This is a genomic window from Magnetospirillum aberrantis SpK (genome assembly GCF_011022235.1).
GTDB classification, from domain to species: Bacteria; Pseudomonadota; Alphaproteobacteria; order Rhodospirillales; family Magnetospirillaceae; genus Magnetospirillum; species Magnetospirillum aberrantis.
In genome coordinates this window covers 149,352-162,337 of sequence record NZ_JAAIYP010000042.1, presented here as the reverse complement: position 1 = coordinate 162,337, position 12,986 = coordinate 149,352, and the positions used below count along the sequence as shown (strand labels likewise).

Sequence of the window (12,986 nt, the reverse complement as noted above, 5' to 3'; positions counted from 1 at the left end):
ATGCGTCCTTTGTCCGCCGTTCTCCAGACCGTGGCCCTGATTGTGGCCTTGCTGGCCGCCCCCCTGGACACCCCCTTGGCCCACGCCCAACAGGTGGTCACCGACCAGACCCGCATGATCGGCCGGGCCGAGGCCACGGTGGAGCGGCTGCGCCGCGATCCCAACATGGAACCCCACATCGCCCGCCTTTTGCCCGGCGCACGGGCGGTGCTGATCGTGCCCGATCTGGTCAAGGGCGGCTTTTTCCTGGGCGCCGAATACGGCACCGGCATCCTGTTGACCCGCGACCGGGACGGCCAATGGTCGGGACCGGCCTTCTATTCGGTGGCGTCGGGCTCGGTCGGACTGCAAATCGGTGTCCAGGACGCGGAAACCATGTTCGTCATCATGACCGACGGCGGCTTGCGCGCCATCATGGACAACCGCTTCAAGGCCGGCGCCGACGCCGGGGTGGCGTTGGCCCATCTGGGCGCCGGCGCCGAGGCGGCGACCACGCTGAACGTCGGCGCCGACATCTACGCCTTTTCCAAGGCGGTGGGCGCCTATGGCGGCGCCACGCTGGAAGGGTCGGGCATCCTGCCGCGTCATTCGTGGAACGCCGCCTATTACGGCGGCAACCCGAGCCCCGAGGACATCCTGATCGCGCGGCGGCTCGACGCCCCGCAATCCAACCGTCTGAGAGACCTGCTTGCCCGCTGAAACCCGCCCCCGCGCCCTGATGTTCCAGGGCACCGGCTCGGACGTCGGCAAGTCGTTGCTGGTGGCCGGGCTTTGCCGCGCCTATACCCGGCGGGGCTTGGCCGTGCGTCCGTTCAAGCCGCAGAACATGTCCAACAACGCCGCCGTCACCATCGACGGCGGCGAGATCGGCCGCGCCCAGGCGTTGCAGGCCCGCGCCTGCGGTCTGGCCCCGGTGGCCGACATGAACCCGGTGTTGCTGAAGCCGCAATCGGATGTCGGCTCGCAGGTGGTGGTGCAGGGCAAGGTGCTGACAAACGCCGCCGCCCGCGATTATTACCGGCTCAAGCCCAGCCTGTTGCCGCGCGTCCTGGAAAGCTTCGACCGGCTGGGCCAAGGCGCCGACCTGATCCTGGTCGAAGGCGCCGGCAGCGCCGCCGAGGTCAACCTGCGCGCCGCCGACATCGCCAACATGGGCTTCGCCGAAGCCGCCGACGTGCCGGTGGTGCTGGTCGGCGACATCGACCGCGGCGGCGTCCTGGCCAGCGTGGTCGGCACCTGGGCGCTGTTGCCGGACAACGAACGCGCCCGGCTGGCCGGATACCTGATCAACAAGTTCCGCGGCGATCCCGCCTTGTTCACCCCGGCCATCGACATCATGGCCGCCCACACCGGCGGCTTGCCCTGTCTGGGCGTGGTGCCGTGGTTCGCCGAGGCCGGACGCCTGCCGGCCGAGGACGCCGCCTCGCTGGGCCGCGCCACGGCCAGGACCGAAGGCGAGGTGCTGCACGTGGTGGTGCCGCAGGTGTCGCGCATCGCCAATTTCGACGATTTCGACCCGCTGGCCGCCGAGGCCGACCTGCGCCTGTCGATCGTTCCGCCAGGGCAACCATTGCCGGCCGATGCCGACCTGATCATCTTGCCGGGGTCAAAGGCGACCATCGCCGATTTGACCTTCCTGCGCCAACAGGGCTGGGACGTGGACATCCTGGCCCATGTCCGGCGCGGCGGCCGGGTGCTGGGCATCTGTGCCGGCTATCAGATGCTGGGCCGGTCCGTCGCCGACCCGCAAGGGGTCGAGGGACCGGCCGGCGGCATGGCGCCGGGCCTGGGATTGCTCGACGTGGAAACGGTGATGGCCGGCGACAAGGTGCTGGTCGAGGTGAACGGCCACGATTGCCACGGCCACGCGGTCAAGGGCTACGAGATGCACATGGGCCGCACCACGGGCCCCGATTGCGCCCGGCCGCTGCTGACCCTGGCCGGACAGGCGGACGGAGCCCGTTCACCCGATGGCCGCGTCCAGGGTTGTTACCTGCACGGCCTGTTCGCCGCCGACGGTTTCCGCGCGGCCTTCCTGGCCGGGTTGCGCCCCGGCCGTGACGGCGGATTGGCCTATGAGGCCCTGGTGGACGACGTGCTGGACCGTCTTGCCGACCATCTCGAGGCGGCCATCGACCTGGACCGGCTGTTGGCGCTCAGTCGGCCGCCGGCAAGGTGAAGTAGAAGGTGCTGCCCTCGCCGGGGCGCGATTCCACCCACAGCCGGCCACCGGCCGATTCGACGATCTTCTTGCACAGCGCCAGCCCGACCCCGGTGCCGGCGAAATCCTCGCGCCGGTGCAGGCGCTGGAAGATCTTGAATATGCGCTCGTGATACTGGGGGTCGATGCCGACACCGTTGTCGGTCACCGCCAGCCGCACCCAGCCGTCCTCGACGACACTGGCACCGACCGCCACCACCGCCGGGCGTTCCTGGCTGCGGTATTTGAGGGCGTTGCCCAACAAATTCTGGAACAGGCAATAAAGCTGTGACGGCACCGCCACCACCGCCGGCAACTCGCCGATCCGCACCTCGCCCCCGGCCAGGTCGCCCAGGCTGGCCAGCGCCTCGCGCGCCAAGGCGTTGGTGTCGCAGCGCCCCGGCAACAGGTTGGGGCTGCCGATCTGGGAATAGGCGAGAACGTCGTTGAGCAAGGTGGACATGCGCTTGGCGCCGTTGACGGCGAAGGCGATGTATTCGTCGGCGTCCGGCCCCAATTGCCCCTTGTAGCGCCGTTCCAACAATTGCAGGAAGCTCGAGACCGAGCGCAACGGCTCTTGAAGATCGTGCGAGGCGATGAAGGTGAACTGCGCCAGTTCGGCGTTGGAAGCGGCAAGATAGGCGGTGCGTTCCTCGACCTGATGCGCAAGCTCGCGGTGGCTTTGTTCCAATTCCGCCATCAGCCGCCGGCTGACCTCGGCCCGCCAGTCGTAAAGGGTGGCCAGCACCAGCAGCGCCACCAGCACCACGGCATTGGCGATACCTTCCTTGAACAATTGCTCGCGCCAGTCATGCAGCACGGTGTTCTCGGTCACGCCGATCACCGCCACCAGCGGATAATCGGCGAAAGTGCGGTAGGCGACGATCTTGTCGTTGCCGTCGGCCCGACCGATGAAATGGCCCACGCCGCTGGAAGCCTGGGGGATCAGCTCACGGAACACCGGACTGTCGGGCATCACCTTGCCCAGCCAGCGCTCGTGCCCCGGCGTGCGGGCGAGAAAGGTGGCGTCCGACCGGAACAAGGCGGTGCCGCCGGCGTCCTCGATCGCCACGGTTTCCAGCTTGGCCCGCAACGACGCGCTGTCGAGGCCGACCACCACGATGCCGGCGAACCCGCCCTCGGCATCCAGGACGGCGCGGGCCAGCGGCACGCAGCCTTCGCCCGGACCGCGCAGGATGGGGGTGCCGATCACCATGGCGGTGCCATGCGGATCGGCCTTCAGTTTCTGGAAGAAATCGCGGCCGGCCATATTCTCGGGAGACGGTTCCAACGGCGGGCGGCCGTTGGGCAGGATGACCTCGCCCTTGCGGTTGCCTTCGGCGTCCACCACCAGCATGGCCCGCACCTCGGGATAGCCGGCCAGACGGGCATGGAACCAACTCTCGAGATGGGGCTGCGGCCATTGCGCCGGATCGATGCGGTTGACCGCCTCGTCCAACAGGCTGGACACCGATCTGAGCGACGAGGTGACGTGGTATTCCAGGGACCGGGTCAGCGACCCGACCAGCCGGTCGCCCTCGGCCAGGGCCTGGGCACGGCGTTCGGTGGTCTGCCACGCCCAATTGGCGCCCAGCACCACCGCCAGCACCAGGGCGACGATGCGCCCCTTGTACCGCCACACCAGCCCACGACCCTGCGGCGCAACCATCCGCCACCTTCCGCCACGTCCATATTAGCCCAAATGTATTATTCGGACGATAACGGGAAAAGGTCAATCACCCCCAAGGAAGGAAGGGTTTTACGCCTGAAGCCACAGCACCAGCACCACCAGCCCGGCATCGACCAGACAGGCGGCGGAGAACAAGTGCAAGGCGCGGTCGATGTCGGCGAAGGTGGCCCGCGCCCGCCCGGAACCGATCCATTTTTCGTCCACCACCAAGCCGGGATATTTGCGCGGCCCGCCCAGGGCCAGACCCAGGGCACCGGCCATGGCCGCCTCGGGCCAGCCGGAATTGGGGCTTTTATGGTGGCGGGCGTCACGCAGCATGGTCACCAGGGCACGCCACGGGTTGCCCCGCGCCGAGAACAGCGCCGAAACCGCGATGATCAGCCCGGCCAGCCGCGCCGGAATCAGGTTCATGACGTCGTCAAGCCGGGCCGAGGCCCAGCCGAAGGCCCGGTACTTGTCGTTGCGGTAGCCGACCATGCTGTCCAGCGTGTTGACCGTCTTGTAAAGCACCAGCCCCGGCAGGCCCAGCACCACGTACCAGAACACCGGAGCCACCACCGCGTCGGAAAAATTCTCGGCCAGACTTTCGATGGCGGCACGGGAAACACCGTGTTCGTCCAGGCTTTGCGGGTCGCGGCCGACAATGCGCGACACGGCGTAGCGTCCGGCCTCGAGCCCGTTGTTTTGCAGGGCGCGGGCGACGTCGTCCACATGGTCGAACAAGGCGCGCTGCGCCACCAAGGTGGCGGCGGCGAACACCTCGAGCAGCCATAGATGCGGCACGGCGCGGGCGACGAAGGCGATGACGCCCCCCACCGTCAGGGCCACCAGCACCATCAGCACCACCAGCACCACGCCGCGGGTCTTGCGGTCGCCTTCCGGCAGGGTCGGCTTGTTCAGGCGCTTGTCGAGCGCGCCCACCAGCCGCCCCAGGATCATCACCGGATGGGGCAGCAGGCGGAAAAGCGGGCCCATCTCGCCGAACAGCGCGTCCACGGCCAGGGCCATGAACAGCATCAGAAGCGCGTCTGGGGCGGTGCCGAATTGGGTGCCGAGCGGGAACATGGGGCGGACTTTAGCGCCCGGAGATTTAAGGTGGCAACCCCGCCGCGCTTTTCCTATAGTCCGTGCCCTGATTTCCGGCCGGAGGCAAGGCCCAGCCGGCAACCGCACGAAGGCAAGGACCACGCGATGACTGAGAAAACCGGTGTCATGATCTGCGGCCACGGCAGCCGCGACGTCGAAGCCACCACCGAATTCGCCTCGCTGGCCCGCCACCTGCGCGAACGTCTGCCGCAATACGCGGTGGAAAGCGGCTATCTGGAATTCGCACGCCCCATCATCCGCGATGGTCTCGAGGCGCTGAAGGCCCAGGGCGTGACCCGCGTGCTGGCGGTGCCCGGCATGTTGTTCGCCGCCGGCCACGTCAAGAACGACCTGCCGTGGGAAATCAACACCTTCGCCGCCGAAAACCCCGGCATGTCCATCACTTTCGGCCGCGAGCTGGCGGTCGATCCCAAGCTGTTGGCGGCATCGCGCGCCCGCATCGAGGAGGCCGAGGCCAAGGGCAAGCCGGGCGTGACCCGCGCCGACACCATACTGTTGGTGGTGGGACGCGGCACCAACGATCCCGACGCCAATTCCAACGTGTCCAAGGTGGCGCGCATGCTGTGGGAAGGCATGGGCTTCGGCTGGACCGAGGTCGCCTATTCCGGCGTCGCCTATCCGCTGGTCAACCAAGCCCTCGAACGGGTGACCAAGCTGGGCTACAAGCGGGTCATCGTCTTTCCGTACTTCCTGTTCACCGGCATCCTGGTCAAGCGCATCTACGACTGGGCGAACGAGGCGGCGGCCGCCAACCCGGACATCGAGTTCATCAACGCCCCCTATCTCAACGACCATCCCCTGGTCATCGACAGCTTCGTCGAACGGGTCGAGGAGATCCTGAGGGGCGAGACCCACATGAACTGCACCTTGTGCAAGTACCGGACCCAGGTGGTCGGGCACGAGGCATCGGTGGGCGCGGTCCAGGCCGGCCACCATCACCATGTGCGCGGTATCGGCACCGACGCCGACCATGACCATGGCCATGACCACCATCACCACGACCACGGTCATCACCACCACCACGGTCATGGGCACAGCCATGACCACGACCATGGGCGCGACGACGGCCACAAGCACGAAGGCTGAGCCTCCATGCTGACCGCCGGGCCGGTTTTCGACGCCTATGTGATGGTGGACTGGAGCGCCGAGGCGCGCCCCAAGCACGGTCGCGACAGCATCTGGTGGACCTGTGTGGAGCGCGGTCCCGGCGGGTTGGTGGAACGCGCCACCGCCAACCCGCCGACACGGGCCGAGGCCGAGACGCAATTGGCCGACCTGTTGAGCGACCTGGCGGCGCGCGGCCTGACGGTGCTGTGCGGGTTCGACTTCACTTTCGGCTTTCCCGCCGGTTTCGCCTCGCGGCTTGGCGCCAAGGACTGGCGCGGCGTGTGGCGTCGGATCGCCTCCGAAATAAAAGACGGCGCCGACAACGCCAACAACCGTTTCGCCGTGGCCGACCTGTTGAACCGTCAGGTATCGGGCCGCGCCGCGCCGTTCTGGGGGCGGCCGGCAGCGCTTGAGACCGCGCATCTTTCCGCCACCAAGGCCGACACCGCCGGCCTTGCCGAACGGCGGCTGACCGAACAGCGCGCCAGCAACACCAAACCGGTATGGCAGATCGCCTATGCCGGCAGCGTCGGCAGCCAGACCCTGACCGGCCTGCCGCGCCTCGAGGCGTTGCGCCGCCATCCCTGGCTGGCCGAGGTGACGCGGGTATGGCCGTTCGAGACCGGACTCAAGACCCTGTCGAAAAGTTCCGACTGGCGCGTCGTCCTGGCCGAGGTTTATCCCGGCCTGTTGCCGGTGGCCGCGACTGCGGGCGAGATCAAGGACAAGGCCCAGGTGACCGCGCTGGCCCGCCATTACGCCCGGCTTGACGACGACGGCCGGCTGGGTGCGCTGTTCGCCGGCGACCCGACCCTGAGCGTCGAGGAGCGTGAAATCGTGGAAACCGAGGAAGGCTGGATCCTGGGGGTGACCGGTCCCGACCGGGTGGACATCCACGATTGGGTCAAGGACCCGGCGGCCATCTACGCCCAGTCCTTCAGCACCATCCGCGACGAGGTGGAGCTGGAAACCCTGCCCGAGGCGCTGCGTGACGTGGTGGTGCGGATCACCCACGCCTGCGGCATGACCGACGTGGTTGACGACCTGTCCTGGAGCGACGGCGCCGCCGAAGCCGGGATCAAGGCGCTGGCCGATGGCGCGCCGATTCTGGTCGATGCCGAAATGGTCGCGCACGGCATCATCGGCCGCAAGCTGCCGCGCGCCAACCGGGTGATCTGTACATTGAACGATCCCAGCGTGGCCGAGGCGGCGAAAAGCCTGGGCACCACCCGTTCGGCCATGGCGGTGGAATTGTGGCGCCCGCACCTGGAAGGGGCGGTGGTGGCCATCGGCAACGCCCCGACCGCGCTGTTCCATCTGCTGGAACTGATGGAGGAGGGGGCGCCGCGCCCGGCCCTGGTGCTGGGCTTCGCCGTCGGTTTCGTCGGCGCCGCCGAAAGCAAGGAAGCGCTGATCCAGTCGGGTTTGCCGTTCATCGCCCTGCGCGGCCGGCGCGGTGGTTCGGCCATGGCGGCCGCGGCGGTCAACGCCCTGGCGGGGGGATTGGAATGACTGGAGTGAGCGGAGCGAGGGACTGGCCCGTTGAGGGCCCGCGAGCTGATGCGAGCGCGAGCCAAGCGGGCCGGATGGCCCGCGCCCGGCGCCTGAAAGGCCTGTCATGACCCCCTGGCTTTCCGTCATCGGCATCGGCGACGACGGGGTAACCGGCCTCAGCCCCGCCGCCCGAACCCTGCTCGACACCGCCGAGGTGGTGGTCGGCGGCGCCCGCCACCTGACTCTGGTACAGGGCCACGCCGAAAAGCACGAATGGCCCAGCCCGTTCGCCAAGGCCCGCGACCTGATGGATTCATTACGTGGGCGCAACGTGGCCGTCCTGGCCTCGGGCGATCCCATGTGGTTCGGAATCGGCGCCACCTTGACCCGCTGGCTTTCGCCGGGCGAGATGCGGGTGCTGCCCCATCCCGGTTCGTTCAGTCTGGCCGCCGCCGCCATGGGCTGGCCGCTTCAGGATTGCCTGTGCCTGACCATCCATGGCCGGCCGCTGGAAACACTGAACCTGCATCTTGCCCCCGGCCGCCGCCTTCTGGTGCTGAGCGAGGACGGCCAAAGCCCGGCGGCTGTCGCGCGGTTGCTGGAAAAAGCCGGTTACGGCCCGTCACGGCTGGTGGTCTTGGAACATCTGGGCGGCGCGGACGAACGCATCCGCGATTCCGTCGCCGAAGCCTGGGAAGGGGAGGCCGCCGACCTCAACACCATCGCCATCGAATGCCGGCCGAGGCGGGGCGCCCGGCTGTTGGCGGCGCTACCCGGCCTTCCCGACGACGCCTTCGACCATGACGGCCAGTTGACCAAACAGGAAATCCGCGCGGTGACGCTGGCGACGCTGGCCCCGTTGCCGGGGGAATTGCTGTGGGACGTCGGCGCCGGCTGCGGCTCGGTGGCCATCGAATGGATGCGGGCGGGGGGCAGGGCCGTCGCCATCGAACCGCGTCCCGAACGCTGCGCCCGCATCGCCGCCAATGCCGCCACCCTGGGCGTGCCGGGGCTGGAGGTGGTGCGGGGCAAGGCCCCCGATGCCTTGCCCTATTCCGATCCCGACGCCGTTTTCGTCGGCGGCGGCGTTTCGGCGCCCGGCGTTCTTGACGCCTGTTGGGCGGCTCTGCGCCCCGGCGGCCGGCTGGTCGCCAACGCCGTCACCACCGAGGGCGAGGCGGCGCTGATCGCCCTGCACGGCCGTTTCGGCGGCCAGATGACCCGGCTTTCGGTGTCGCGGCTGGCCCCGGTCGGCGGCTTCCACACCTGGCATCCGGCCATGCCGGTGACCCAGTTCGTGGGGAGGAAGGGATGAGCGGAACCCTTTACGGCGTCGGCGTCGGCCCCGGCGATCCCGAACTGCTGACCCTCAAGGCGGTGCGGCTGATCCAATCCTGCCCGGTGCTGGCCTGGCCGGCGCCGCTGGAAGGCGAGGGGCTGGCGCGCACCATCGCCGCGCCGCACGTCACCGGGACCAGGACCGAGATCGCCATCCGTCTGTCGTTCCGGCCCGAACGCGACGACACCGATTCAGCCTATGATGCCGCTGCCGAAACGATCTCCGGCCATCTGGAGGCCGGACGCGACGTGGCGGTGCTATGCGAGGGCGACCCGCTGTTTTTCGGCAGCTTCATCTATCTGCTGACCCGGCTGCGCGACCGCTTCGCCGTCGAGGTGGTGCCCGGCATCGCCTCGCCCATGGCCGCCTCGGCGGTGGCGCTCAGACCGTTGTCGACGCTCGAGGACGGCGTCGCCATCATTCCGGCGACCCGTTCCGAGGCCGAGATCGAACGGCTGTTGGCCGCCGCCCAATCGGCGGTGATCATGAAGGTCGGCCGCCACCTGCCCAAGGTGCGCCGCGTGCTGGACCGGCTGAACCTGTCGGACAAGGCCCTGGTGGTCGAGCGCGCCACCCAGGCCCGGCAACGTCTGATTCCCTTGGCCGACGCGGCCGAGGCTCCCTATTTCTCCTTGATCCTGGTGCAATCATGATCGCCGTCGTCGTCGTCACCCCCGCCGCCCTGCCTGTCGCCCGCCGCATCACGGCGGCGCTGCCCGAGGCCCGCCTGCATGGCCTTGCCGGCCGGGTCGAGGGGGCGGAAGAGGTGTTCTCCGACGCCAAGGCCCACATTGCCGCCCTGTTCAAGGCCGGAACACCGGTGATCGGCGTGTGCGCCGCCGGCATCCTGATCCGCGCCGTCGGTCCCGTGCTGGTGGACAAGCAGGCCGAGCCGCCGGTGCTGGCGGTGGCCCCCGACGGTTCGTCCGTGGTGCCGCTGTTGGGTGGCCATCACGGCGCCAACGAGCTGTCGCGCCGGCTGGCCGCCGCCCTGGAGAGCCACGCCGCCATCACCACCGCCGGCGACCTCAAGCTGGGGGTGGCGCTGGACGAACCGCCGCCCGGCTGGCACGTCGCCAATCCCGAGGCGGCCAAGCCGGTGGCCGCCGCCTTCCTGGCCGGCGAACCGGTGCGTCTTGAGGTCGAGGCCGGAGAGGCCGGCTGGCTGAAGCACCTGCCTTTCGCCGAAGAGGCCGAACCGGCGGTGCGGATCACCGACCATCAGGTGACGGCGGACGAGGCCGAGCTGCTGCTGAATCCGCCGGTGCTGGCCCTGGGCGTCGGCTGCGAACGCGATTGCCCGCCCGAGGACTTGGCGCGATTGGTGCGCGACACCCTGGAATCCGAGGCCCTGGCCCCCGGCGCCATCGCCTGTGTCGCCAGCATCGACCTCAAGATGGACGAAGGGGCGGTGCACGCCCTGGCCGCATCCTTGGGCGTGCCGGCACGGTTCTTCACCGCCGCCGAGTTGAACCAACAAGCACCGCGCCTCAAAAATCCTTCCGATATCGTATTGAAGGAAACCGGTTGTCCCGGCGTCTCGGAAGGCGCCGCCCTGGCCGCCGCCGGTCCCGACAGCGAATTGGTGGTGCCCAAGGTCAAGAACAAGCGCGCCACCGTGGCCATCGCCCGCGCCCCCCAAGGCATCGACCCGGCGCAAGTCGGACGGGCGCGCGGCAAGCTGTTCGTGGTCGGCATCGGCCCCGGCACCGCCGCCATGCGCACCCCCGAGGCCAGCGCCGCCATCGCCGCCAGCTCGGATCTGGTGGGATACGGCCTTTATCTCGACCTGTTGGGCGAGGCGACGGCCGGCAAGGCCCGCCACCAAAGCAATTTGGGCGCCGAAGCCGACCGCGCCCGCATGGCCCTTGATCTGGCCGGCCAAGGCAAGGTCGTTTCGCTGGTGTGTTCCGGCGACGCCGGCATCTACGCCCTGGCGACCCTGGTGTTCGAGCTGATCGAGCGCGAGAGCAAGGTGGAATGGCTGCGCACCGACGTCCAGGTGATCCCCGGCGTGTCGGCGCTTCAGGCCGCCGCCGCGCGGGCCGGCGCCCCGGTCAACCACGATTTCTGCACCATTTCGCTGTCGGACCTTCTGACGCCGTGGGAAACCATCGAGAAACGCCTGAAGGCGGCGGCCGAGGCCGATTTCGTGGTCTGTTTCTACAATCCGGTGTCGCAGCGCCGCCGCGATCAGTTGGCCCGCGCCCGCGACATCCTGCTGACCGGCCGCCCGGCCGAGACGCCGGTGATCCTGGCCCGCCAGTTGGGCCGGCCCGAGGAAAGCGTGCGCGTGGTGTCGTTGGGCGAGTTGACCCCCGACCACGCCGACATGCTGACCCTGGTGATGGTCGGCAGTTCGGAAAGCCGCCGCCTGCGCCTGGGCGGCGCCACACGGGTCTACACCCCGCGCGGCTACGCCAAGAAGCTGACGTAACGATCTCGAAACGGGAAACCTCCATGACCGTCCATTTCATCGGCGCCGGCCCCGGCGCCCCCGACCTGATCACCGTGCGCGGCCTGAACCTGATCCGTACCTGCCCGGTGTGCCTGTATGCCGGGTCCCTGGTGCCGGCCGAGATTGTCGCCGAAGCGCCGCAAGGGGCACGCGTGCTCGACACCGCGTCCATGAACCTGGACGAAATCGTCGCCGAGATCGAGGCCGCCCACGCCCAAGGCCACGACGTGGCCCGCGTCCATTCCGGCGATCCCAGCATCTATGGCGCCACCGCCGAACAGATGCGCCGTCTCGACGCCTTGGGCATCGCCTACGACGTGACGCCCGGCGTACCGGCCTTCGCGGCGGCGGCGGCGGCCCTGTCCACCGAACTGACCCTGCCCGACATCAGCCAGACCATCACCATCACCCGCACCGCCATGCGCTCCAGCGCCATGCCCGAGGGCCAGGACCTGGACACCATCGGCCGTAGCAAGGCGACGCTGGCCGTTCATTTGTCGGTCAACAACCTGAAGAAGGTGGTGGACGAGCTGGTCCCTCATTACGGCGCCGATTGTCCGGTGGTGGTGGCCTATCGGGTATCGTGGCCGGACCAGGCCTTCGTGCACGGCACGCTGGCGACCATCCGCGACAAGGTCAAGGCGGCGGGCTTCACCCGCACCGCGCTGATCCTGGTGGGACATGTGCTGGACGGCGCCGACTTCACCGATTCGCGGCTTTACGCCGCCGACCACACCCATGTCTTGCGGCCGGGGAAATAAGAACAGGAACAGGAACAGGAACCGGCCAGCAGGATTGCTGCCGGTATTACAGCCCGAGAACGTCGCGCATGGAATAAAGGCCGGGCTTTTGGCCCTGGGCCCACAGCGCCGCGCGCACCGCGCCCTTGGCGAACACCGCGCGGGTCGAGGCCTTGTGGGTCAGTTCGACCCGTTCTTCCTCGGCGGCGAACATCACCGTATGGTCGCCGATGACATCGCCGCCGCGCAGGGTGGCGAAGCCGATCTCACCCTTGGGCCGCGCTCCGGTATGGCCGTCGCGGGATTTGCACCACACCTGCTCAAGCTCGACGGCGCGGCCCTTGGCGGCGGCGCGGCCCAGGCCCAACGCGGTGCCCGATGGCGCGTCCACCTTGCGGCGGTGGTGCATCTCGACGATTTCGATGTCGTAATCATCCCCCAGGATGGCGGCGGCACGCTCGGTCAGGGCCATCAACAGGTTGACGCCGACGCTGAAATTAGGGGCATAGACCACCGCCACCTTCTTCGCGGCCTCGACCAGCATGGCCTCGTCTTCCTTGGACAGGCCGGTGGTGCCGACCACCAGAACGGTGCCGGTTTCGGCGGCCAGGGCGGCATGGGCAACGGTGGCGGCCGGAGCGGTGAAGTCGATCACCGCGTCGGCGGCGGCGAACAGGGCGACGGCGTTGTCATGGACCGGCGCGCCGGTGGTGCCGGTGGTGCCGCCGACCAGGGAGCTGCCGGGGCGTTCGGTGCCGCCGGCCAGAACCGCGCCTTGCGCCGCTTCCACCGCCTTGACCAGCATTTGGCCCATGCGGCCGCCGCATCCGACGATTCCGATCTTCATTGTT

Annotated in this window: 11 protein-coding genes; 8 read left to right on the top strand and 3 right to left on the bottom strand. The window is 68.7% G+C overall.

The features are described from left to right. Together G4223_RS16420 and G4223_RS16415 are read left to right on the top strand one after the other, a co-directional pair. Complete coding sequence (locus G4223_RS16420) at positions 1–699, top strand: lipid-binding SYLF domain-containing protein (RefSeq protein ID WP_163681968.1); 699 nt, start codon at positions 1–3, stop codon at positions 697–699. 19 nt (positions 700–718) lie between these two features. After that, on the top strand, positions 719–2,179 hold the full coding sequence (locus tag G4223_RS16415) for a cobyric acid synthase (protein ID WP_163682052.1): 1,461 nt from the start codon (positions 719–721) through the stop codon (positions 2,177–2,179). Here G4223_RS16415 and G4223_RS16410 read toward each other — a convergent pair. Further along, positions 2,157–3,869: a sensor histidine kinase gene (locus tag G4223_RS16410; protein WP_163681966.1), complete on the bottom strand. Its 1,713-nt coding sequence runs from the start codon at positions 3,867–3,869 to the stop codon at positions 2,157–2,159. The genes G4223_RS16415 and G4223_RS16410 overlap by 23 nt on opposite strands. A 90-nt stretch (positions 3,870–3,959) precedes the next feature. Then, positions 3,960–4,955, bottom strand: coding sequence for an adenosylcobinamide-phosphate synthase CbiB (gene cbiB / locus G4223_RS16405; RefSeq protein ID WP_163681964.1), 996 nt, complete (start codon positions 4,953–4,955; stop codon positions 3,960–3,962). A gap of 126 nt (positions 4,956–5,081) precedes the next feature. On the opposite strand from cbiB, the gene G4223_RS16400 reads away from it, so the two are divergent. The 6 genes from G4223_RS16400 to cobM all read left to right on the top strand — a co-directional run bounded on the left by G4223_RS16400 (position 5,082) and on the right by cobM (position 12,156). Further along, complete coding sequence (locus tag G4223_RS16400; RefSeq protein WP_163681962.1) at positions 5,082–6,083, top strand: sirohydrochlorin chelatase; 1,002 nt, start codon at positions 5,082–5,084, stop codon at positions 6,081–6,083. Positions 6,084–6,089: 6 nt separating this feature from the next. Then, complete coding sequence (locus G4223_RS20480; protein WP_338086902.1) at positions 6,090–7,616, top strand: precorrin-8X methylmutase; 1,527 nt, start codon at positions 6,090–6,092, stop codon at positions 7,614–7,616. A gap of 106 nt (positions 7,617–7,722) precedes the next feature. After that, the gene (gene cbiE / locus G4223_RS16390) at positions 7,723–8,913 is read left to right on the top strand and encodes a precorrin-6y C5,15-methyltransferase (decarboxylating) subunit CbiE (protein WP_163681960.1); all 1,191 of its coding nucleotides are present in this window, start codon (positions 7,723–7,725) and stop codon (positions 8,911–8,913) included. Further along, on the top strand, positions 8,910–9,590 hold the full coding sequence (cobI, locus tag G4223_RS16385; protein WP_163681958.1) for a precorrin-2 C(20)-methyltransferase: 681 nt from the start codon (positions 8,910–8,912) through the stop codon (positions 9,588–9,590). Before cbiE ends, cobI begins: the two co-directional genes overlap by 4 nt. Then, complete coding sequence (cobJ, locus tag G4223_RS16380) at positions 9,587–11,374, top strand: precorrin-3B C(17)-methyltransferase (protein WP_163681956.1); 1,788 nt, start codon at positions 9,587–9,589, stop codon at positions 11,372–11,374. The genes cobI and cobJ overlap by 4 nt, the downstream gene beginning before the upstream one ends. A gap of 23 nt (positions 11,375–11,397) precedes the next feature. Continuing rightward, the gene (cobM, locus tag G4223_RS16375) at positions 11,398–12,156 is read left to right on the top strand and encodes a precorrin-4 C(11)-methyltransferase (RefSeq protein WP_163681954.1); all 759 of its coding nucleotides are present in this window, start codon (positions 11,398–11,400) and stop codon (positions 12,154–12,156) included. Between the two features lie 46 nt (positions 12,157–12,202). On the opposite strand, the gene dapB is transcribed toward cobM, so the two are convergent. Next, positions 12,203–12,982, bottom strand: a complete 780-nt coding sequence (gene dapB / locus G4223_RS16370; protein ID WP_163681952.1) for a 4-hydroxy-tetrahydrodipicolinate reductase — start codon at positions 12,980–12,982, stop codon at positions 12,203–12,205. Positions 12,983–12,986: the final 4 nt, after the last annotated feature.